Below are 23,180 nucleotides of genomic sequence, written 5' to 3'. Positions count from 1 at the left end.
CTTCGGTGCGTCGCATTCAACGGGCGGTTCGACACTGCCCAACCCGAAAATCGCCAGTGGTATTCACGGATTCGCTTCGCCGGGTTATTGGATCAGCAGCGTCTCGGTCAGGTCGTTGAGCGTCACGACGCCCACCGGCTTGGCGTTCTGCACCACGATCGCGAGGTCGGCGTCGGCCGCGAGGATGCGGCGGATGGCGACGACCGACGGCGTATCGGGAGAGACCAGCACCGCCGGCCGCAGGCGATCGGGCTCGGTCGGCTCGCCGGCCAGGAGCGAGATGGCCGACGCCACGCCCAGCACCCGGCCGTGGCCATCGGTCACGGGCACCGTCGTCGCGGGGGTCGGCCCGAGGGCGCGGCGGATGCGCTGGTGCGACCAGTCGGCGTGCACCTTCTGGGCCATCGACCACGACAGCATCTCGTCGCCCACGCGGCCGCGGCCGAGCGCGAGCGCCCGATCGAGCAGCGTCGAGTGCTCGTCGCTCATGCCGCTGGGCCCGCCGGCTTCCTTCAGGATGTTGGCCATGCGTTGCCGCGCATCGGACGACCCGCCCAGTCCCGCACCGCCGATGAGCCTCGTCATGGCTCGACCCGCCAGCATGACCAGCGGCACGACGCCCAGCAGCACGTAGAACACCCGCAGACCGCGAAGGATCGGCGCGAACAGGTAGGTCAGTCGATCGGCGCCCGTGCGGAAGAGCTCCTTGGGTAGCGATTCGCCGAAGACCAGGATGATTGGTGTCACCACGATCGATTGCACGACGAGCGTCAGGATCGGGCCCATGCCCGCGGCGCCCAGCAGGGCCGAGACGCCCAGCACGCCGATGTAGTTGCACACGTTGTTGTGAACCAGGAGCGTCGAGAGCAGCCGATCGGTGCGCCGGATCTCGGTGCGCAGCATCATGGCGGCGTGGTCGCCGCCCAGCGCCCTGGTCTCCAGCCCGAGCCGGCCGAGCGAGTACAGCCCCATCTCCAGACCGCTGGCGAGCGCCGAGCCCATGAGGCCTAGCAACGCGACGAGCGACCACAGGATGATTTCGCCGCCGCTCACTTTGCGCCCCCCGGCTGCTCGGGCGCATCGAGCGTCTGGGACGACAGCCGGAGCAGCACGCGGTCGATGATCCGACCGGAGACGACCTCGACCTCGACGTGCACCGGGCCGAAGTCGACCTCGTCGCCCGTCTGAGCGAGCCGCCCGAGCGACGCCATGACGGCGCCGGCGATCGTCACCGCTTCGGGAGGCAGGTCGAAGTCCTGCACGCGGTGCTCAGTGAACAGGCGCGCGAGTTCGCCTACGGGCATCCGCCCCGGCACGCTCCAGCAGCCAAGGCCCACCATGATGATGCCGTCGGCACCGGTCTCGCCGTGCTCGATGGGCATGCCCACCAGCCCACGCAAGAGGTCGGCATAGTCGAGCAGGCCCGTGCTCTCGCCGTGCTCGTCGACGCACACCGCCGTCCGGGCCTTGCGCTCGCGGAGCTGATTGAGCACGCGGTCCAGCCGTGCGTTTTCGGGCACGTAGATCGGCTTCTCGAGCATCGGCCGGCCGCGGGCCAGCGTCGACTTGACGTCGAGGATGCGGGTGATCGTCGCGCCCGCGTCGTCGAAGATCGGCAGCCTGTGGGCGCCGGTCCGGTGCACGAGCTGGACCATGTCCCCGATGGGCATGTGAGGCGAGGCGGCCGGCAGGTCGAGCCTGGGCGTCATCGCCACGCGGGCACGCACCTGACTCAGCCCGACGACGCCCTCGAGCAGTTCCTGCTCATGGTCGTCGATCGTTCCGCCATGAGCGCCCGCGCGGATGAGCGTGCGCACCGCCGTCGCGTCGTGCGGCGCATCGATGGGCGCCATGTGGATCAGGCGCGAGAGCGGCGCGACGATGAGCGCGTCGATCGCCATCAACAGGCCGCCCAGGGCCAGGCTCACCGACATGAGCAGCGGGGCGGCGATCCGCGCCCAGCGCGTTCGAAAGGTGTCCGCCGTGAGCTTCGCGAGGATCTCGCCGAACAGGATGATCGCCACAAGCGGGGTGACGGCCGCCACCACGCCCAGCAACGGCGAGCGCGTGGTCTGCAGCAGCAGCGCCGCCGCCGCGAAGTACAGCACGTTGACGACCATGTTCAGCAGCAGCACGCAGATCAGCAGCCGACGCGGCTTGGCGAGCAGCTCATCGATGATGCCCGCCGCCTTCGGTGCCTGGCGGCGCAGCGCGACGCGCTCGCCGTGGGTCAGGCCGAACATCGCCGTCTCGCTGCCCGAGGCCGCGGCCGAGGCGACCAGAAGGCCCGACATCAGCACGATCAGGCCGACGGCGAGCCCGCCGCCGCTCTCGGCAGCTGCCTGAGCGCCCTGGGCCAGCGGTTCGGTCGAGATATCGGGCGTTGGTGTCATGGGCGGGCCTGCGGCGACTCAGGCATCGGGCGCGTGCGCCGGCACGCCCACCTGCTCGAGCATCCGCTCGAAATACCGCCACTGCTGGAGCACGCCCGCGGCCGTTGCCGCACGCACGTCGTCCAGAGGTCCATCGCCCGGCCCGAGCAGCTTGGCAAGCTCGCTGGCCAGGTCGGCCCGTCGGTCGGCCGCCCACCGACGCCATCGCGCGACGGCGTCCTCATCGTCGGATGCCATCGCTTCCTCGGCGTCCTGACGGACCTCGAGGATCTCGGCCAGGAACTCAGGCGATAACGGGGGGGCCTTGGCCTGCGGAGCCCGGATCGCCATAACGGCCCGAGCCCGACGCTCGGGATCGAGCAGCGTGGCCCGAGCTTCGTTGAGCGTGGAAGGATCGGCCGAATCCTGCTGGCCGGCGAGATCCGGGTGGGCCGTGGCGATGCGGGCGAGGTAAGCCTGTTCGATTTCTGATCGGTCAAGATCGAACGATACGGCCAATCCGAGGATGTCAAACGGGCTCGATGCCATGCCGCGTTGACGATAGGCCGCCAGCGATTTGGGGTTGACCCGTCGCCTCGGATCGGCGAGGATGGTCGTGGCGGAGGGGTCGGCTTCGCGAGGGGCCGACGGGAATGGAGGCCAGCCTTGCCATCACAACACGTCGGGATCGTGGCCGTCAGTCCCGAAGGCGCCGCCCTCACGTACCGCCAGTTCCACCGCCACGCGACGCAGATGACCTTGCCGGACAATCGCCCCAGCGTCACGATGCACGGCGAGCCGTTCGACCAGTACCTCCGGGCCATCGGCGAGCAGGACTGGGAGAGCGTGGGCGTGCTGCTCCGCCGCTCGGCCGAGTGCCTCGCAGCCGCGGGAGCCCAATTCTGCTTGACGCCCGACCACGTGGTCCAGCATGCCGTCCAGATGGCCGAGACGGGCTGCCCCATCCCCTGGCTGACGATGGCCCAGCTGCTTGCCGATCAGGTCGGAGAAGACGGCCGCCAGAGCGTGGGCATCCTGGGCACCCGCATGGTCACCAACGGATCGGCCTATCAGACGCACCTGGGCCTGCGGGGCGTCAAGGTGATGACCCCGAGCCCCGAAGAGGTCGACGAGGTCGATTCGATCATCTTCCAGGAACTCGTGCTTGGCGAGACCCGGGAAGCCTCGCGGAAGCGGTTGGGCGAGATCGTCGGGCGTCTGGCCGATCGGGGGGCCGAGGCCATCGTGATGGGCTCAAGCGAGGTGCCGCTCCTGCTGTCGAGCGCGAACTGTCCGCTGCCGCTGTACGACCCGGGCGAGATCCAGGTGGTGACGGCCGTCCGCATGGCCGTCGGACCGGAGGCGGGTTGATGCGGACGGGCACCGTACACGCATCGCGATCGGCGAGCGTCGGCTGCCTCCGAGAGCCCCTTCTCGATATCGCACGGATTGCAACCCGAGGCTCCCCGGCGGCGAATACATGCCAGCCGAGCGCCCGGAGTCTCGAAAATGGGCTGGACAAGTGGGGGTGCCCGCTGGTATCCTGACTCCGAGCAGATCCGCGTGCAAGGCGGGAGCCGTCGACAGGCGGTATCCTTCGCCGACCGAGGACGTACACGGTCGAGCGCAGGCCCTGCATCCCGCCCCACGTGAGCGTGCCGGTGAGCAACCCACCGGCGGACAAGCAGGCCCCCTGACCGACCAGCCCTCGGGCAGGATGGCAACCGCACCCACCCTCCCACGGGTCCCACGAGCACACCAGCCGGCCTGACGCCGATCCATAACTGGAGCATGACCATGAGTGGCCAACGTACCGGTTCGTCCCGCCACGCCAAGTCCCCATTCGGCCTTGGCCGCCTCCGTTCGCTGTATCGCTCGGCCGGCAAGGCTCTGGGAGAACCGCGTTCGGCTGAGCGATCCGGTCCGGGCCAGATCGTCGAGCAACTCGAGTCGCGCATCCTGCTCGGCGGCGACCACCCGAGCTTCGAGCTCCCCCTGACGCCGACTTCGGGCACCGAGATCGTTCTCGACGGCGTGACCGGTGAGGGCACCGTCGACGGCGAGATCGAAGACGTCACGCCCAGCCTCGCGGACGACCTGTTCCGCTTCGAGGCGCCCCAGACAGACTTCGTCACCGTGTGGGCGGACACGATCAACGTCGCGGGCGGCTCGGCCCTCGACTCGCGCGTCGAGATCTACGACATCGATGGCATGCTGGTCGCTCAGGGCTCGTCGCAGGGTGAACTCTCAGATGGGCTGTTTGCCGACGGCTGGGCGGGCTTCTTGGCCGAGGCCGGCGAGACCTACTTCGTGCGCGTGCTCAGCGACGTGGATAACGCGGGCATGATGACCACGGGTGAGTACACCGTGCGAGTGGACGCGATCTCGAACACCGATCTGGTCATCGAGACCGATCCGATGGCGATGGCGCCGGATCGCTTCGGCGCGGGCTTTGCCTCCGGCTCGATCACGCTCGTCGGCGACGACGTGGTCTACCGCATCGAGGCCGGCAGCGATGCGGCCTTCGATTCGCTGGCGACGTTCTACGCAGCGCTGCCGGCGATGCCGCCCTCGGACCTGGACACCCGCATCGACATCTACGACGAGCAGGGCACCTTCCTGACGGGCGACAGCGATACGGGCCGGCTGCTTACCGGCTTCGACATCGTCGAGTCGGCCGCCGACGCCGTGTTCTTTGTTCGCGTCCGGAGCGACCGCTTCGACGCGGGCGACACCCGCTCGACGGGCATCTACCAGCTCAACGCCGAGATGGCGGCAACAGAAGTCGACATCGATCCGGTCATCCGCCGCGGCCAGACGACCGACGCGATCGCCAGTGCGTTCGACACGCGCATCTATCGGTTCACCACGCAGGGCTCGGGCCTGAGCTTCGTGGGCGCCGTGGGCACGGGCCTGGTGCCGCTGCCCGAGCCGGCCGTCCGCCTGTACGACGGCAACGCCAACCTCGACGGCTTCAGCGACCTGGCGGGCATTGCCGACCTTCGCATCCAACTCGAGAGCAACACCGAGTACTTCGTCGTCGTCGAGACCTTCGACAACCCGCCCGGCGGGCAGTACGACCTGCTCATCGAGAGCAACCACACGTTCATCCCGACCCAGGACATCGACGACCACGTCGACCGCCTCGAGGGCGAGGATCTTTCGGGCGAAGAGATCGAGTTCAGCCCGACCGAGGGGTACACCAACCCCGACCAGCTCGACCTGGTCCGCCGCCAATTCGAGCTCGCGACGCCGCTGCGATTCAGCGATCCGTTCCTCTACACCCGCACCTTCGTCGACCCGAACGGCATGTTCCCCGACGTGGTCAACCCCGTCGCCGATCGCTCGTACGTGCAGTCGGCGCTGGGCACGGGCCGCATCCACGACTTCGGCGACACCGACCTGTTCCAGTTCACGGTGCCGGTCGACATGCTCGGTGCGTACCCCGGCGACAACGACGACGCGGGCGATGCCCTCTTCGCTGGCGGCCAGGGCGACTTCATCATCAGAGGCACCGACAACGAGACGGGCGGTCCGCTCACGCGCAGCTTCCTGGGCATCTGGGACGCGCAGGACTGGTGGCCCGTTCGCGCGGGCGTCGACATGACGATCTACGCCATGGAGTCGTGGACCTACGACCCCGACGCCGAAGTGGGTGGCACGGCGCTCATCCTCGGCGGCGAGTTCCAGTTCGCCGACTTCCAGCCGGCGCCGTTCATTGCGGCGTATGCCTACGACCCGACCCCGGGCGTTGAAGAGTTCGTGCTCACGCCGCTTGCCGGCGGGCTCAATGGCGCGGTCTACGACTTCGCCGTGTTCGATCTCGATCCCGACGACGACGTCGAGAGCAACCTCATCGTTGGTGGTGAATTCACCGGTGGCATCCAGTCGTTCACGGTCCAGCCGGGCGACTTCATCGCCGACGGCACGTTCGCGGCCTTGCCGCCTGCGGCACCCGCCGCGGCCGGAAACGTCTACGCCATCGAGGTGTGGGATCCGGCCGACCCGGCGATGGGCGATCCGAACGAACTCGGCCTCTACTACGCCGGCGACGGCGGCGTCGTGCAGTCGGTTGTGGTCGATGATGAGGATGGACTCGTCGCGGGGCCGACGTTCTCGGTCGGGCTCGGCGCCGGCGACGGCATCATTCTGGACATGAAGACGTTCGAGATCCCGCAGGACATGGGCGATCCCATCCAGGCGATCGCGATCGGCGGAACGTTCGACGACTTCGATGGCAACGGGGCCAACAACGTCATCCTCGTCAGCGTCGACCCCGATGCTGCGATGGGGCCCGGGGAGTTCGTCTTCGACCTCATGGGCGGTGGCGTGAACGACACGGTCCGTGCGCTCGAAGCCTGGGACCGCGACGGCTCGGGCACCGACCTGGCCGACGAGGTCATCGTGGGTGGCGACTTCACCGCGACCGACGGCGGCCAGCCGCTCAACTTCATCGGCTCCTATGCCGGCGGCTGGGCCTCGCTCGGCTCGGCGCTGCCCGCGGGCGGGCCGGTCGACTTCAACGCGCCGGTGCACAGCCTCAACGTGTTCATCGACCAGGAATTCGGCGTCGGTACCGCTCCGTTCGCCGAGAACCCCGTGCTGTACGCAGGCGGCGAGTTCACGGTGGCCGACGGTCAGGTCACCTCGCGCATGGCACAGCTCACGTTCGATCCGTTCCTGCTGGTCTGGACGTGGACGCCGATGGGCCTGGGCTCGACCGACACGGTGTTTGCGCTCGAGAACTTCAACGACGAGGTGCCCAACCAGTTCGACCGCGCCGATCGCCCGGCGACCGGCCTGCAACTCGTCATCAGCCCAGACTTCCTGCCCGGCGCAAATACGTTCGTGCGGATCTACGACTCCTCGTTCCGCGTGGTGTACACCAACGACACCATCGCGCCGCCGTTCCCCGACCCGTCGGGCGCTTTCGACCCGTCGCTCCAGTCGCCGGACTTCAGCGCCGACGACCTGGTCATCGACATCGGCGACGGCCAAGAGTCGCAGTTCTGGGCCGGCGAGACCTACTACCTCGAGATCAGCTCGGTCGGTGGCCAGGGCCGGTACAACCTGACTCTCAACACGGATGCGTTGCCGCCGGACATCGACGGCGATGGCACGTTCGACGACGTCATCAGCCAGTACTTCGAGCCCGGTGGCGCCGACCTGGTCCGCGCCGAGTTCGATGCAGCTCCGGAGATCGTGCTCGGTTCGACGGGCTCGGGCGACGGACGCAACTTCCTCGCGCTGCCAAATGCCGCCTTCCAGGTGCGGCAGTTCGACGTGACGCCCAGCGGCTTCCTGGTCACGCAGTACCAGGAACTCGGCGTCATCGAGAACATCAGCGACTTCGACATCTACTTCTTCCGCGCCCCGGACAACGGCATGACCGAGATCCGCCTGGCGACCCAGCAGATCAGCGACGAATTCGTCGAAGACATCCTCGACCTCAACGTCTTCCCGCCGGCCCTCGATCGCCGCATCGAGAACAAGACCTACGACAGCCCGCTGGACGGCAAGATCCGGGTGTTCAACAACGACCTGCAGCTCCTAGCAAGCAACAACGACAACGAGGGCTTCGCCGGTGTCCGCAACCAGCAGCCCGTCGGAACGCTCGACCTCGTGGGCGACACGCTCTACGGAGCGGGCGATACCGAGATCGACGGCCGCGTGTTCAACAACGTCGACCCGCGCGTGGTGGTGCCCACCGTCCGCGGCGAGGTCTACTTCATCGTGGTCGAGAGCGGCCAGCTCGATTCGTTCCTCGGCAACCCCGACCTGGTCGATTGGCGCCGGGCGATTGGTTCGTATGAGCTGCTCATCAACAGCTCGCCGAACCTCGAGTTCGCCGACGACCACCAGGACTTCAGCGCACTGTTCTTCCCCTTCTACACGTACGACACGCCGATGGCCATCGACAACATGGGCCAGGGCGAGATCCGCGGAGAGATCCGGACGCGCGCCGGCGGCGTCGAGGACAACGACGCGTTCTTCGCGTACGCCGTGGGCACGGGCGACGTCACCGTCACCGTCGCCGCAGACGTGCCGACCGAATTCCAGCCCCGCGTGACCATCTACGACAGCGAGGGCAACATCCGTGTGAACCCGACCGCGGCGACGCGTGACGCGCCAGCCGAGGTGACGTTCTTCGCCAACAAGGGCGATCGCTACATCATTCGCGTCGATGCGAACGTGGGCCTGCAGGGCCAGTACACGGTCGAGGTCGACGGCGCTCCGGCAACCGACGACTTCGCCGACGTGCAGCGTCCGATCGACGCGAGCGAGATCGAGATCCGCGACTTCCTGGGCCTGGGCGAGGTGTCCGGTGCGATCGACGCCCCCGGCGACACCGACATCTTCCGCTTCACCACGCCGGGCTACGACGAACTGGTCATCGACGTCGAGTCGACCAGCTTCGGCTTCGACCCGCTGGTGCGCGTCTACGAGGTCAGCGAGGATCCGGCCGGCAACCAGATCTTCCTGCAGATCGCCTTCAACGACGACATCAACGCCGGCACGGTCAACGCTCGCGTGACGTTCCCCGTCACCGGCGCCGACCGCACGTCGACCGCCACCATGCGGACGTACAACGACTACTACGTCGTCGTCGAGGGCGCCGACCCGCAGGCCTCGAGCGGCACCTACGACCTGACGATCACCTCGACGCCCACCGACGACCATGCCGACGCGGGCGAATTCGCGTTCGCCTCGCCGCTGAACGTGGCACCGCTCACGGGCCAGGGTGAGCGTGCGGGCCTCATCGAGACCTCCGACGACACCGACCTGTTCGTCTTCACCGCACCCGGCGGTGGCGAGGCGCTGCTGTCGGCCGTCAGCAACGAATTGAGCACGCTGCGGCCCACCATCCGCGTGTTCGACTCTGAGTTCAACCCCGTCACCAACCTGAGTACGGGCACCGACGCCACGGTCGTCGGTCCCGACGCCCCGTTCTCGGCCGCCAGCTTCCGATTCGACGTCGTTCGCTCGGCCCAGTACTACGTGCTGGTCGGCAGCGACGGAACCGGTGCGGTGACGACCGACACGGGCGCCTACTCGCTCAACGCGACGACGCCGACCGCCGACGAGACGCCCAACGAGGGCGAGTTCGAGATCGCCCGCGAGATTGGACTCTCGACCGAAACCGGCGATGGCCTGGCCGACGGCGTGATCGGTACCGTCAACGACACCGACCTCTTCTTCTTCGAGACCATCGTCGACGCCTCCGCGACGCCGCAGAACCACGTGGTTCGCGTCGATGCGACCGGCGAGATGGTGACGCCGGTGCTCAGCGTCTTCGACGCGGGCACCAGCCTGCTGACGCAGATCGTCGACGGCGGTGCGGGCGACCTCGCGGCCGAGGACGGCATCATCGAGACCAATATCCTGGTCTCCGGCGCAGCCGGCCAGCGGTTCTTCCTCTTGGTCGAACTCGACGATTCCGGCATGTTCCCGACGGGTGCCTACACGGTCACCGTCGACGGTCCGACGCCGGACGTCATCCCCACGCCGGGCGACGACCACGCCAACCGCGGCCAGTTCAGCCAGGCCACCGTGATCGAGCTCGACGAGCGCACCGGCAACGCCGAGATCACCGGCCGCATCGATCCCCAGCGAGATAGCGACCTCTTCCGCATCAACCCGCTCGACGGCGGCCGGACCTTCGTGCAGGTCGTCACGCCCAGCGGGGCGCTGCTGGACGTCGACCTCACCGTCTTCGAGCAGTTCGGCGGCGGCGGAACGCCCGTCGAGATCGCGAAGGACACGACCGGCTTCCAGGGCGTCAACGCCTCGGTCGAGTTCGACATCGTCGGCACCGGCACGCCCTACTTCCTGCTGGTCAGCGGCCTGAACTCGGCCACCGGCGAGTACACGCTGCGTGTCGATACCCAGCCCGAGACGTTCTTCCTCTACTACCCCGAGGGCTTCGTCAACGAGTCGATCAGCGAGTTCGTCTCGATCAGCAACCCCAGCCAGAGCCAGTCGGTCAGCTACACGATCCGTCTGTTCTACGAGAACCCCGAGCTCGACGACATGACCATCGTCGAGAACGAGGTGCTCGCCCCGGGCAGCCGCGGTGGCGTCACCATCGCCGAGCGTGGCAACTTCGTCCTGCCGGGCGTGGCGGTCAACGAGCCGTACTCGATCGTGATCGAGTCGGACGGCCAGCTCGGCGCGACGCTCTCGCACTACGACTTCGAGGGCGCCGTGGGCGAGGCGTTCACCCCGGTCACCAGCGATACCTGGGCCTTCGGCCGCCTTGAGCGCAGCCCGGGCCAGGTCGAGTCCTTCGTCGTCTTCTTCAACCCCAACGACCACGACGTCGTCGTTACGCTCAGCACCGTCGTCCTTGGTTCCGAGGTCCAGATCCAGCAGACCGTCGAGGCGTCCAGCCGCGGCGGCTGGGAGCTGAGCAGCCTCGGCCAGCTGCCCCTGGGCGTCTTCGGCGCCACGCTCACCAGCGAGCCGGTCAACGGCTCGGTGACCGACAGCATGGGCATCGTCGCCGCGCTCAGCCAGTACGACCTGGTCAACGGCGAGGCCTTCGGCGTCCTGGGCGATCCGACCGGCGGCGCGACCTTCAACGTGGTCCCGAGCTTCACTTCGGGCTCGGAGGTCACCGGCGAGCTCACGCTCTACAACCCGGGCGACGCGGCCACGACGGTCACGATCACTAGCGATTACATCACCGCGCCACTGCCCAGCGTGCAGGTCTCGCGAGAGATCGGCGCGGGCCAGACGCTGGTCCTGCGTGCGGGCGACCTCAGCCTCGCCGCCGACGTCGCTGCCGGCCTCACGATCGAGTCGGGCCTGCCCCTGGCGGGCGTCGCGCTCGAGCGTCAGAACGGCGATGCAAACGCCATCGCGACGCAGAACACCGCCGCCTCGACGTGGTTCTTCGGCGACGCGTTCCTCAACAGCGAGGAGGCCGGCCTGACCTACTTCGAGACGCTCAGCTTCTTCAACCCAACCAGCGAGTCGATCGCCGTCGAGATCACGCTCTTCTTCAACGACGGCACCACCGAGAACACCGTCCGTCAGGTCGGTGCGGGCAGCTTCAACAACCTCCGCCTGGATACGTTCGCTCCGATCATCGACCGCCAGATGCTCAACTTCTTCTCGATCCAGGTGAGCTCGAACCTGCCGATCATCGCCTCGCTGACGCACTACGACCTGGTCCTCGACGGCGGCTGGACCAACGCCGGTGCGCCGCTTGGCCTGACCAACCCGCTCGAGCGCATCGTCACCTGATGCGACCGGCGCGGCGAGCCGAAGTCGCTTGAAACACCAACGCCCCCGGGTCGATCCCGGGGGCGTTGTCGTTCGCGTCGGTTGGAGGGCCGTGGCTCAGGGAACCGGACGGCGGACGTCGCGCGGCTGCGGCCTCGCTGGCTCGTTCTCCGGTTCGCCCGAGGCGACCGGGAACCCAGCGTCCGACCACTCGATCACGCCCCCGCCGAACAATCGTGCCTGGTCGTAGCCCAGCACCAGAAGGCGCTTGGTCATCGCACGGCCCGACAGGGCGCCCGGGCCCTCGGCGTAGACCACGATGTGCTCGAATCGGGCGACGCTCGGATCCACCCGCGTCCGCTCGGCAATGTCGGGCAGCGTCACGTGCAGGGCTCCGGGCAGGCGGGCCTGCTCGAACGCGTCGCGACGCCTGGGATCGATGAGGATCAACAACGGCTCGCCGGGCTCTTCGCGCTGCTCGAGCCAGAGCAGGCGCACTTCGGTCAGGGAGATGTTCTCGATGTCTGCGTCGGTGATGCCGGAATTGCAGCCGGTGAAACCGGCCGTGGCCGCCAGAACGACGGTCGCGGCGTGACGGGTCCGTCGAAGGCCGGCATCATGGCGAAGCGAGGTTTTCCTGCCGGTAGGGGGCATCCTGTATCCTTGGATTGGCTTTCCGCTGCCCTGGGAAATATCGTCCGGGCCCGACACGTTATGCGGTGATCATCCGTGCGGGAGAGCCGCTGGAGGTGCGCTTGCTCAAACGAATTGCCATCGCAGCGTGCACCGTTCTCGTCGGCACGTGCCAACTTGCCCTGGCGCAGGACGCCGGCGAGGTATCAAAGGTCTCGCTCGTCGCCGAGTCGGACGAAGCCGCACCTGGCAAGACCTTGCTCCTCGGCCTCCGATTCGAGCTCAGCGAGGGCTGGCACATCTACTGGAACGGCCGCAACGACACCGGCTTCGCCCCCGAGGTCGACTGGACGCTGCCCAAGGGCGTGACGGTTGGGCCCTTGCTCTGGCCCACGCCAAAGCGCTACGTCTCGCCCGGCGACATCCTCGACCACGTATACGAGGGCACCCCGACCATCCTCGTGCCGATCACGATCGAGCCCGGCGTCGAAGCGGGCACGATGCTCAAAATCGCCGGCAAGGTCGAGTGGCTGGTGTGCAACGAACTTTGCCTGCCGGGCTTCGGGTCAGTGACCATCGAAGTCACGGTCGCCGGCGACTCGCGAGAAGAAGCCGGCCGGTTGCGCCCGGGATCTGACATAGCCGTTGCGGCATCTCGGTTGCCTCGGCCCGTGTTGCCTTCTGCACTGCCCGACGACTTTACGATCGCCTGGAGCGAAGACGCCGCGACGGTGCGCGCCCCAGGCGCAACCTCGCTGGCCTTCTACCCCGCGCGCTCATCGGTGGCGCTGGTGTCCATGCTCGACGACGCACACGCCGGCGGCGACTCCATGCGCCTCCGCCTCGCGCCCGAGCGTCGGTCCGAGTCCACGCAGGGCGAACGCCGCCTCGTCGGCGTGCTCGCGGTGAAGGACGCGTCGGGCGAATTGCGGTCGTACCAGATCGACGCCGGGCCGGACGGCTTCCGTGCTCCGGCACACTCTGCACTCGTTTCTCGCGTCCGCCAGCGCGTCGGGGGGCACTCCGACGGCGGCGGCTAGATCCTTCGCTCAGAACGCACGGCCGCACGAGCGGCCCCTTGGAAAGGAGCCCATCATGGGTTGGTTCAAACGGAATGGCATGGCGATGGTCGGCACGATTGCGGCGATGACCGCGGCAACGAGCCTCTCGGTCGCGCTGGCTGGCCAGGACGGCAACATGAACGGCCAGTCGGCGCGTCAGGGCGTGACGGCCGGTGAGAAGGCCCCGATGTTCACCCTCAAGGACACCGAGGGCAAGGAGCACAGCCTCAAGGCCATCCTCGCCAAGGACAGCACCAAGGCCGTGGTCATCGAGTGGTTCAACCCCGGCTGCCCGTTCGTCAAGAAGCACCATCGAAACGCCACCACGATGACCGATCTGGCGAAGGAGCACAAGAACGACGGCGTCGTGTGGATCGCCATCAACTCCGGCGCCGAGGGCAAGCAGGGCGCCGGCATCGAGACCAACAAGGAGGCTATCGAGGACTTCAAGATCACCTACCCCGTTCTCATGGACATGGACGGCAAGGTCGGCAAGGCCTACGGCGCCAAGCGCACGCCCGAGATGTACGTCGTCGCGAAGGACGGCACCGTGGTCTACCACGGCGCGATCGACAGCGACCCCAGCCCCCGCACCATGGGCGAGGTCAACTACGTCGCCGAGGCCCTCAAGGCCTACATGGCCGGCGAGACCGTCGCAACGCCGCGGACGCAGGCCTACGGCTGCACCGTCAAGTACAGCAACTGAACGTCCCTGCTTGTGCCCTCTGCCCGGGCCGGCGATGACACGCCCGCCCGGGCTTTGCTGCAGGCGGCCCCCGCCCGCGCCCGATCTATGATTCGGACATGCCGCAGTTCCTCCCCCTGCTCTCGACGCTCTTCGACCTGCTGCTGGTGGTGGTGGGCTTCGGGCTCATCATCGTCATCCACGAGCTGGGCCACTTCGTCGCCGCCCGCTGGGCGGGCATCCGGGTGTTTGCTTTCGCCGTCGGCTTCGGTCCGGCGCTCTTCAGCTACCGCAAGGGCCTGGGCCTGCGCCGGGGCAGCAGCGAGCCGGCGTACCGGGCGATGCTGGCCGATCGCGGCCTGACCGTCCACGACCAGGCGCCCCCGGACGTCAGCCCGACCGAATACCGGCTCAACTGGCTGCCCTTCGGCGGCTACGTCAAGATGCTGGGCCAGGAAGACGCCAACCCCGGCGCCGTGAGCCACGCGCCCGACAGCTATCAGACGTGCCACCCCGCCAAGCGGCTGGTCGTCATCTCGGCGGGCGTCGTCGCCAACGTCGTGCTGGCCGCGTTCATCTTCATGTTCGTCTTCATGGTCGGCCTCAAGACCGAGCCGCCTCGCCTGGGCATCGTCGCCGTCAACGGACCCGCCGCCGCTGCCGAGCCCGAAGACCCGTCGATCGTGCCGGTTGGCCTCGAATCGGGCGACACCGTGCTACGCGTCAACGATCGCGAGGCCCGCAGCTTCAACGACCTCATGCTCGCCACGGCAATGGCGACCCCGGGCAAGCCCATCGGCGTCGTCGTTGAGCGCGACGGCTTCGACGAGCCCCTCCGTTTCGAGGTCATGCCCCGCAAGAACGACCTGACCAACCTCCAGGACATCGGCGTCGCCCCCGCGCGCTCGACCCGGCTCTTCGACGACGGCGGCGACCGCGAGTCCTACGACCGCGTCATGCGGCAGATCGGCCTCGAAGGCGTGCCGCCGGGCGCCACGCTCGCCACGGTGGCCATCGCCGGCCAAGGTTCGAAACCGATCAGCGATTCCGGCAAGCTGGCCGACGTCTTTGCCGAGTCCGGCGGCCGCCCGGTCACGCTCGAATTCCAGCAGGGCGAGGCGTCGCATCGCGCCACGCTCGAGCCCCGTGCGGTGTACCAGGAGGCCATGGTCGAGATGCCCTCGGGCGCCCGGTCGCCCCAGACGCACCTGCTCGGGCTCACGCCCGTCATGACCGTGGCCGAGCTCGACGCGACGGCCCGGGGCTACGAGCAGGGCCTGCGCACGGGCGACCTCTTCGCGCGGCTCGGGTCGGTCGAGTACCCGAGCATCACCGCCGGCATCGCCGAGATCAAGCGTCGCGCGGGCGAGCGCATCCCCATCGTCGTCATCCGCGACGGCGCGCCCGTCGAGCTTACCGCCAGCGTGAAGCGCGACGGCACCATCGGCTTCTTCCCGGCGCAAGACCTCGACTCGGCCCGCGTCTCGCTCCCGCCCTCGGGAGTCGAAGCGAAGCCGGCGGCGATCGATCGCCCGGGCCTGGAGATCGCCTCGATCGACGGCCGACCGGTCTCGAGCTTCGCCGAGATCCGCGCCGCCCTGATCGACGCCACGTCGACGGCGCTGGCGAGCGGGTCGGACGCCGAGGTCGGCATCGCCGTGCGTCTGCCTGATGCCGACGGAACGACCATCCCGCGCACGCTCACGCTCACCAGCGAGCAGGTCAACGAACTGCACGCGCTTGGCTTCGGCCCGCCGCCCGGCCTGCTCAGCGTCTTCCGGCCCGCCGAGTTCACGCTGAAGGCCGAGGGCCCGATCGACGCCATCGGCGTGGGCCTGGCCGAGACGCACCGCGTGATGATGATGACCTATCTCACGTTTGCTCGGCTCGTACAGGGCAGCGTCAAGGTCGAGCACCTCAAGGGCCCCGTCGGCATCGCCCACCTGGGTACGCGCATCGCCGATCGCGGGATCATCTGGCTGCTGTTCTTCATGGCGCTCATCAGCGTGAACCTTGCCGTCGTCAACTTCCTGCCGATCCCGATCGTCGATGGCGGACAGTTCCTGTTCATCCTGTTCGAGTGGGCCCGCGGCAAGCCCGTGCCCGAGGCCATCCAAAGCTTCGCGACGGTGGTGGGGCTGCTGCTCATCGGGGCGGCGTTCCTGCTCGTCACGTTCAACGACATCCGCAACGTCTTCACCGGGCTCTGACCGGTGGAAAGCGTGCTGGGCCTGCTGCTGCTGCTCGCCGTCGGCGCCGTGCTGTACTGGCTGCTGCTCGTGTTCCTGACGGCGCGCACGCTGACGCATCCGGCCAGACAGACGTACGCCAGCGCCGTTTCCCGCGGGCGGCCCGGCGATCCGGGCGAGCTCGACGATCCGCATGAGTTCGAGGCGTGGACGCTGCAGAGCCAGGGCCGCGACCTCGCGGTCTGGGACGTCAAGGGACGAGCCGAGGACGGCCCGGTCGCCATCGTCACCCACGGCTGGAGCAGCGGCAAGGTCCACGCCATCCGCAGGCTGCCGCTGTTGTGCGGCCTGTGCTCGCGCGTGGTCTTCTGGGACATGCCCGGCCACGGCGAGAGCGGCGGCCGGTGCACGCTGGGCGTGCTGGAGACGAAAGACCTGCTTGCCCTCATCGAACGCGTCGGCGGCGATCGGCCGATCGTGCTCTGCGGCTCGTCGATGGGCTCGGGCGTGTCCATCGCCGCCGCTGCGCAGTGCGAGGGCGTCGCGCAGGTCATCGTCGAGGCGCCATATCGACTTCCCGTCACCCCCGCCCGGAACGTCATGCGCTTCCAGCGGTCGCCCGTGTGGCTCAACCTCAAGCCCGCCCTGGCCTACGTCGGCCTGGCCGCGTGCGGAAGGTGGACCGGGCCCGGCCTGACGAACGCCAGCTGCCCCGTGTTCGATCGAGCCGAACTGGCCGCAAATCTGCAGTGCCCCCTGCTCGTCTTGCACGGCGACCAGGACCCGACCTGCCCGACCATCGACGGCCGTCAGATCGCCGAGGCCAGCCCGAACGGCCGATTCGTCGAGATTCCCGGCGGAACGCACCAGAACCTGTGGAAGGACGCCGGCTGCCGTGCGACGATGGAGCGTGAGTACACCGCCGCCATCAACGCCGTCGCTCGATCCTGACCTGCTCCGCCGGCTCGTCGGCGTGCTCGACCTGACCACCCTCGAGGCGACCGACACGGCCGAACGCGTGCGCGACCTGTGCGCCAAGGGCCTCGACCCGCTGGGCGACGGCTCGGCAACCGTCGGCGCCATCTGCGTCTACCCGACGATGGTGCCCGCCGCGGCCGAGGCGCTGCGGGGCTCGACCGTCGGCCTGGCGTCGGTCGCCGGGGCGTTCCCGAGCGGCATGAGCCCGCTCTCGATCCGCGTCGCTGAGGCGGCGTGGGCCGTCCAGCACGGCGCGACCGAGATCGACATGGTCATCAGCCGGGGCGAATTCCTTGCAGGCCGGACGAACGCAGTCGTCGAAGAAGTCCGCGAGATCCGCGCTGCCATCGGAAGTGCGTTCCTGAAGGTCATCTTGGAGACCGGCGAGCTTGGCAGCGCCGCCAACATCCGGCGCGCGAGCGAGCTCGTCGTGCCGCTGCTCAGCGAGGGAGACTTCATCAAGACCAGCACGGGCAAGACCCTGCCAGCGGCCACGCTCGAAGCCACGGGCGTCATGCTCCGCGTGCTCGACGAACACCAGCGGGCGGGTGGACCGAGCATCGGCCTCAAGCCCGCCGGCGGCGTGCGCACGAGCGCGGACGCGATGGCCTACTGGTCGCAGGCCCACGAAATGATGGGCGACCACGACGGCTGGAAGGCGCCCGATCCGCAACGCTTCCGCATCGGCGCCTCCAGCCTGCTCGCGGCGCTCGCCGAGTCGATGGCTCAGGGACCGAGGTAACGCTCGATCAGCTCCTGCCACGCCGCCGAGCTTGTCTCGGCCAGGATGGCCCGGTTGATCTCCTCGCGTCGCTCGCTGCCCTGAGGAAGGGCCATGCCATAGCTCTGCGGCGCGAAGGTCGCCTCGAGCACGCGGATGCCATTGCGTTCCTGGGCAAGTGAACGCAAGACGGGCGCATCGTGCACCACCGCGTCGACCTCGTCGCTCGCGAGCAGTTCGAGCGCCTCGTCGATCGAGGCCACCTCGGTCGGGCGCACGCCGTTCTGGCGCAGGTACTCCACCGCCGTGGTGCCGGCCGGCGCCGCGACGCGCACTTCGGGCAGGTCCTCGGGTCCGCGGACCTGGTCATCGAGCGCGCCCACCGTGATGGCGCTCGCGATGCCGCCCGTAAATGCCGCGATGATGATGATGCTCGTAAACATCCAGATGAGCGCGACGACGCGGCCCGGGAACGTCACGGGCGCCTTGTCGCCGTAGCCCACGGTCGTCATGGTCACCGCGCTCCACCAGAAGCCGTCGCCAAGGCCCTTGACGCCCTTGGGGAACTGCTCGGCATTGGCCTTGCGCTCGAAGAGCCACATGAGCAGGCCGCTCACGAGCAGCACGAGCCCGAGCGCCCCGACGGCCTGCAGGAACGCGAGGCTGACCAGGCCACGAGCAATGGAAAGAAGCCCGGACCCGGACGACTCGCTGCCAACGGCGATGCCGAGCCCGGTGTTGTAGTACGCGTGCGTAAAGTCCAGTCGAGCCTCGCGCTCACGCGAGATCGTGAGCGCCGCGATGGCCACGTCGGACTCGCCGCTTGCGACCGAGTCGAGCGCGTCCTGCAGCGTCGTCACGTGCCACTCGGTTTGTACGCCCAACTCATCGGCCACGCGGTTCCACAGCTCGACGTCGATGCCCCGCAGCCCCGCGTCGCCGTCGTCGATCACGAACGGCGGCGTCAGCGTGGTAGACACGCGCAGGGTCTCGGGTGGTTCAGCCGCCGAGTCCTGCGCGCTGCAAACGCAGGCCACGAGAAGCAAGCAGGCCGACGCGATCGTAAGAATGCGGCTCATACCGGCACGCTATGACACGAGACCCGGCAATGCCACCGATGGACGATGAACCAGGATTCACCCGCCGTCGCGGGGGGCGACCACGACGCGACGTCGCAGATCGGGCACCACGATGCCGCCCGGCTCTTCGACCGTGACGGCAAACAGCGCCACGCGGCCGAGGTCGAGCGACGGATCGATCGCCACGATGATCTCGCCGTCGGCCGTCGCGTTGAAGACGCCGCCCGAGACCTTCTGCTCCATGCCACGATCATCGACGACCCAGATCTGGTACTGCTCCTTGGCCGGATCGTTCACGTCGAGGTTCACGAAGCGCAGGTAGCCCTGCTCGAGCTCGTCGTTCCACACAACGTCGCCCGTGACGTCCTGCTGCAGCGCAGGATCGTCTGGCAGGTCGAAGGGCGTCCACGCAAGCCGGACCGAGCCGGGTAGATCGAGCAGCTTTTGACGATCGGCCGCCAGCGTCGCCGGGTCGACGGGTTCCTCGTACCGCGCGATGCGCAGCTCGGCCTCTTGCAGGTTGCTCGTGACGCTCGCGAGCCGCTCGGCCATCTGGAGACGCTGCTCCTGGGCCGCAGCGAGCGCCGTCTGGGCCTCGCCCAGCTCGCCCGTGCGAGACTCGAGCTGCTGGCGGACCTGGGCCAGGAACGTCTCGTTCTGCTCGGCCTGCGCCCGCGCCCGGGAGAGCTGCGTCTCGAGTTCGGCGATGCGCTCGTTCTTGCCTTGCATCGTCACCGTCAGGACGGCCAGACCGAGGCCCGAGCCCACCATCACGACCGCCGCGATGCCCAGGATCGCCCAGGGCACCCGCGTAGGCTTGAACTGGTGCGCGTCCACCCGATCGACACCTTGCTCCGTGCGCTCACGCATCGCCGCCCGTCCTTGCTCTTCCAGGACCGCCGCCAGGGACTCGGGCAAGCGCCCGTCCTCGGTCATGCTCGCCAGAGCCATGGCTTCGGCCTGCTCATCGGCGGTGGGGGGCTCGAATCCGGCGTTGCTCGTGGGGCGCTGCTCGCTCATGTTGAGGCCCCCCGCTTCGCTTGCTCGCTCGTCGATTCGATGCCCTCGGACCGCACTTGCTCACGAACCCTTGCCAATCCACGGCGGATGTGGCTCTTGACGGTCCCCAGCGGGATGCCGGTGGCGTCGGCGATCTGTTCGTGCGTGTGGCCCGAAACGATGAACAATCGGAGCACCATCCTTTGCGGTTGCGGCAGGCCCTCCAACGCCTGCGCGGCTTTTCGGACGTCCTCGGCCTCGCTCGTCACCCCCGCCGGAGGTCGCGCGTCGACCTCCACGTCGAGGTGTTCGGCTTCGACCGCCATCTCGCGCGATCCCCCGACGCGTCGCAAGCGATCAACCACCCGGCGACGGGCGATGACCGCGATGAAGGTCTTCTCGCTGCCCTTTGCCGGGTCGAACCGCCCGGCGTCCTTCCAGATCGACGCGAACACGTCCTGGACCACCTCTTCGGCGTCCTGCTGCTGCGACGAGCCGGGGAAGCGGGCCCGCACGATGCTCCACACGAAGCCGCCGTACGAGTCGATCAGGGGCCGTACGGCCGAGCCATCGCCGTCGGCGATCCGCTCGAGCAGCGTGGCTTCGTGCGTCGCGATCGCGGGATGGTCCGTGCCGTCAAGAGACGGCCCATGAGCGGTCATCGGGGGCATCCTATCGAAAGCACGCCGCGAATTCTGGCCGGTGTGGCCTCGGACCGCCGAGAAGGGTCGAGCCCGAGGAGGCCCCGATGCGTCGACGAAAGTGCCCGCGTGTGACCCTTGCCGTGACCTGCTCTTGCGCCCTGGCCACGCTCGCCGGGTGCAAGCCCGACATCCCGCTGATCCCGTTCATCAAGGCCGACACGATGCCCTACGCGACGGCGGTGGAGCTGGAGGCCGAGTTCACACCCCCCGGTCACTGCCCCCAAGCTTCTCAAGCTCGTCCCCGTACCGCTCCCTGAGTGGCTCGACGACCTCTTTGAGGAACCGCTCGGTCTGCTCGACGCTGCGGCCCACGTACTTCATCGGGTCGAGGAGTTGATCCTCGGTCAGCAGGTGGTGCACTGGCGCGAACGCGTCGTCGGCGCGCAGGCGTTCGATGAGGTCGTTGTCCAGGCCTTCCTGCTTCACCTTCATGCCCGCCGCCTGGGCGTGGACGCGGATCTTCTCGTGCAACTCCTGGCGATCGCCGCCGGCCTTGACGGCCTCCATCAGGATGTTCTCCGTCGCCAGGAAGGGCAGCTCGGCCATCAGGTTCTTGCGAACCATCGCCTCGTGCACGACCAATCCCGACGCGACTTGGTGCATGAGATCCAGCGCGCCATCGAGGGCAAGGAACGCCTCGGGCAGCGAGAGCCGGCGATTGCTCGAATCATCGAGCGTGCGCTCCAGCCACTGCGTGGCGGCCGTGTCGTAGGCGTTGCCCACCAGGTTCATCACGAACCGCGTCAGCCCGCAAATCCGCTCGCACTTCATCGGGTTGCGCTTGTAGGGCATGGCCGACGAGCCGATCTGCTTGGATCCGAAGGGCTCGTCGATCTCCTTGCGGTTGGAGAGCAGGCGGATATCGGTGGCGATCTTGTGGAGAACAGAGGCGACGTTCGCAAGATCGGCCAGCACATAGCTATCGACGAACCGCGGATACGTCTGGCCCATGATGCCGTGCGTTCGGCGGTCGTGTCCGCCGGTGGCCAAGCGCTCGACGACGAGCTCTTCGAACCGGTCGACCATTCCATGGTCATCGCGAAACAGCGCGAGGAACGAGGCCTGCGTGCCCGTCGCCCCACGCATGCCGCGAAACCGGATGAACCCTCGTTCGCGCAGAAGTCGCACCCGGTACTCGAGTACTTCAAGGTCGTGGGCCCAGACGGCGCACCGACGCCCGACCGTCACCGGCTGTGCGGACTGATAATGGGTGAACCCGAGCGTGGCTGTTGTGCGAAAACGACGGGCCTGCTCGCAGAACGCCAGGATGGTGCGCGCGATCTTGGGAAGGATGAGCGAAGCAGCGCGATCCAAGGCAATCAAATCCGCATTACACACCACGTCCTGGCTCGTACACCCCAGATGGATGATCGCCTTCGCCTTCGGGCACTGCTCACCAAGGCAGTGGACGTGGGCCATCACATCATGGCGAAGATCCCGCTCGATCTCGCTCGCGCGGGCGAGCTCCTCGTCGGTGATGCCACGCTCGACGACGGCTCGCAGCTCGTCGACCTGCTCCCGGGACACGAGCGGCGTATCCCAATTCTTGGTCACCTCGTGCTGGGCCTCGGCCACCGCGAGCCAGATGCGACGCCAGGTGTTGAACTTGTGCCGCGGGCTCCAGATACGGAGCATTTCCGGGGACGCGTTGCGGGCGGCGAGCGGCGAGGTGTAGGTGTCGTTGGGATTGGTCGTCATGCACGCGATGATATTCGCGCGAGCACCCAAACCCGAGCGATCACGCGCCCCGAATCGCCGCCGCGTCCAGCTTGCGCTGCTCTGCATGGGCGTAGCGAGCGCGGATGATCGGCGTGAGCAGGCCGAACAGCAGCGTGCCCGTGATGCCGGGAAGCAGGAACACGAACCAGACGTACCACGGCTGGCCGAGCACGAGCGCCACCAGGCCCGTCGCCGCCAACGCCAGGCCGAACGCGCAGCCGGCGGCGAACGTGCCCACCACCAGCGTCCGGGCCTTGCCCATGGCCGCCAGCGGTCCGCCGATCCCCCCACCCAGCCCGCCAAATCCAGCGCCATAGATCACGCCCACGACCGCGCCCACGAATCCCGCCGCTTGCTCGGTAAACCACGGATCCATCACGACACCCCCTTTTCGCTCTGGTTTCGTTCGTTGGCCGCCGCCAGCACACGCCGGGCGCCCGAGGCCGTCAGTTCGCCACGCTGGACGAGTTCGGCCAAGGCCTCGGCCAGCGGATCCCGCGGCCGATCCTCGACCGCGGCCCGCAACCGCTCGATGACGCCGTCCAGCCGCGTGCGGATGGTCGGATAGCTGACGCCGTACCGCTTGGCCAGGTCCTTGAGCGAACCGGAACACAAAACAAACTCGATGATCAACGCCAGGTCCTCCGCGGGCACCCGGGCCAACGGCGATCCCGCCAAGCTGCCGGATGGGCTCGAAGGGACGTCTGGCTTTGTATTCATCAAGGTCACATTGAAGATTATGCAGACACTTTGAATATTGTCAAGTAGCCAATGAAAAAAATGCAAGCTTCGTCGAGAGCGAGGGTGCCACG

At 68.0% G+C, this 23,180-nt stretch carries 17 protein-coding genes; 7 read left to right on the top strand and 10 right to left on the bottom strand.

Going from position 1 to position 23,180, the window contains the following annotated elements; translation table 11 throughout:
- Nucleotides 1-84: 84 nt before the first annotated feature.
- From RIA68_04470 to RIA68_04460, 3 genes are read right to left on the bottom strand one after another with little or no spacing between them, the layout of a single operon-like run.
- Nucleotides 85-1,053 carry a CNNM domain-containing protein gene (locus RIA68_04470; GenBank protein MEQ8316688.1) on the bottom strand — a complete coding sequence of 323 codons (969 nt, stop codon included), beginning with the start codon at nt 1,051-1,053 and terminating at the stop codon, nt 85-87.
- Nucleotides 1,050-2,393, bottom strand: a complete 1,344-nt coding sequence (locus RIA68_04465) for a CNNM domain-containing protein (GenBank protein MEQ8316687.1) — start codon at nt 2,391-2,393, stop codon at nt 1,050-1,052. The genes RIA68_04470 and RIA68_04465 overlap by 4 nt, the downstream gene beginning before the upstream one ends.
- An 18-nt stretch (nt 2,394-2,411) precedes the next feature.
- Nucleotides 2,412-2,921 (bottom strand): iron-sulfur cluster co-chaperone HscB C-terminal domain-containing protein, encoded by a 510-nt coding sequence (locus RIA68_04460; GenBank protein MEQ8316686.1) that lies wholly within the window; start codon nt 2,919-2,921, stop codon nt 2,412-2,414.
- Between the two features lie 117 nt (nt 2,922-3,038).
- Here RIA68_04460 and RIA68_04455 point away from each other — a divergent pair, with 117 nt between their 5' ends.
- Complete coding sequence (locus tag RIA68_04455) at nt 3,039-3,743, top strand: amino acid racemase (GenBank protein ID MEQ8316685.1); 705 nt, start codon at nt 3,039-3,041, stop codon at nt 3,741-3,743.
- A gap of 426 nt (nt 3,744-4,169) precedes the next feature.
- Nucleotides 4,170-11,621 carry a hypothetical protein gene (locus RIA68_04450; protein ID MEQ8316684.1) on the top strand — a complete coding sequence of 2,484 codons (7,452 nt, stop codon included), beginning with the start codon at nt 4,170-4,172 and terminating at the stop codon, nt 11,619-11,621.
- Between the two features lie 96 nt (nt 11,622-11,717).
- Here RIA68_04450 and RIA68_04445 read toward each other — a convergent pair whose 3' ends face one another.
- Nucleotides 11,718-12,254, bottom strand: a complete 537-nt coding sequence (locus tag RIA68_04445; GenBank protein ID MEQ8316683.1) for a rhodanese-like domain-containing protein — start codon at nt 12,252-12,254, stop codon at nt 11,718-11,720.
- 101 nt (nt 12,255-12,355) lie between these two features.
- Here RIA68_04445 and RIA68_04440 point away from each other — a divergent pair, with 101 nt between their 5' ends.
- The 5 genes from RIA68_04440 to deoC all read left to right on the top strand — a co-directional run bounded on the left by RIA68_04440 (nt 12,356) and on the right by deoC (nt 17,888).
- The gene (locus RIA68_04440) at nt 12,356-13,273 is read left to right on the top strand and encodes a protein-disulfide reductase DsbD family protein (GenBank protein MEQ8316682.1); all 918 of its coding nucleotides are present in this window, start codon (nt 12,356-12,358) and stop codon (nt 13,271-13,273) included.
- 55 nt (nt 13,274-13,328) lie between these two features.
- On the top strand, nt 13,329-14,000 hold the full coding sequence (locus tag RIA68_04435) for a thioredoxin family protein (protein ID MEQ8316681.1): 672 nt from the start codon (nt 13,329-13,331) through the stop codon (nt 13,998-14,000).
- 98 nt (nt 14,001-14,098) lie between these two features.
- Entirely contained in the window at nt 14,099-16,189 is a 2,091-nt protein-coding gene (locus RIA68_04430; GenBank protein ID MEQ8316680.1) for a site-2 protease family protein, read from the top strand.
- A 3-nt stretch (nt 16,190-16,192) separates the two neighbouring features.
- Nucleotides 16,193-17,119, top strand: coding sequence for an alpha/beta hydrolase (locus tag RIA68_04425; GenBank protein MEQ8316679.1), 927 nt, complete (start codon nt 16,193-16,195; stop codon nt 17,117-17,119).
- Nucleotides 17,079-17,888 (top strand): deoxyribose-phosphate aldolase, encoded by an 810-nt coding sequence (deoC, locus tag RIA68_04420; protein ID MEQ8316678.1) that lies wholly within the window; start codon nt 17,079-17,081, stop codon nt 17,886-17,888. Before RIA68_04425 ends, deoC begins: the two co-directional genes overlap by 41 nt.
- Here deoC and RIA68_04415 read toward each other — a convergent pair.
- The 6 genes from RIA68_04415 to RIA68_04390 form a co-directional block, all read right to left on the bottom strand.
- The gene (locus RIA68_04415) at nt 17,873-18,946 is read right to left on the bottom strand and encodes a transporter substrate-binding domain-containing protein (GenBank protein MEQ8316677.1); all 1,074 of its coding nucleotides are present in this window, start codon (nt 18,944-18,946) and stop codon (nt 17,873-17,875) included. The genes deoC and RIA68_04415 overlap by 16 nt on opposite strands.
- A 57-nt stretch (nt 18,947-19,003) precedes the next feature.
- Nucleotides 19,004-19,966 carry an anti-sigma factor gene (locus tag RIA68_04410; GenBank protein MEQ8316676.1) on the bottom strand — a complete coding sequence of 321 codons (963 nt, stop codon included), beginning with the start codon at nt 19,964-19,966 and terminating at the stop codon, nt 19,004-19,006.
- Entirely contained in the window at nt 19,963-20,607 is a 645-nt protein-coding gene (locus RIA68_04405; protein ID MEQ8316675.1) for an RNA polymerase sigma factor, read from the bottom strand. Before RIA68_04405 ends, RIA68_04410 begins: the two co-directional genes overlap by 4 nt.
- A gap of 240 nt (nt 20,608-20,847) precedes the next feature.
- Complete coding sequence (gene purB, locus RIA68_04400; GenBank protein ID MEQ8316674.1) at nt 20,848-22,347, bottom strand: adenylosuccinate lyase; 1,500 nt, start codon at nt 22,345-22,347, stop codon at nt 20,848-20,850.
- Nucleotides 22,348-22,387: 40 nt separating this feature from the next.
- Nucleotides 22,388-22,744, bottom strand: a complete 357-nt coding sequence (locus RIA68_04395) for a hypothetical protein (GenBank protein MEQ8316673.1) — start codon at nt 22,742-22,744, stop codon at nt 22,388-22,390.
- The gene (locus RIA68_04390; GenBank protein ID MEQ8316672.1) at nt 22,744-23,088 is read right to left on the bottom strand and encodes a DUF2089 family protein; all 345 of its coding nucleotides are present in this window, start codon (nt 23,086-23,088) and stop codon (nt 22,744-22,746) included. Before RIA68_04390 ends, RIA68_04395 begins: the two co-directional genes overlap by 1 nt.
- Nucleotides 23,089-23,180 lie beyond the last annotated feature (92 nt).

The organism is Phycisphaerales bacterium, from assembly GCA_040217175.1.
In the GTDB taxonomy this organism is placed as follows: Bacteria; Planctomycetota; Phycisphaerae; order Phycisphaerales; family UBA1924; genus JAHCJI01.
The sequence above is the reverse complement of the archived record's forward strand: the minus strand, read 5'-3'. Positions and strand labels throughout refer to the sequence as shown.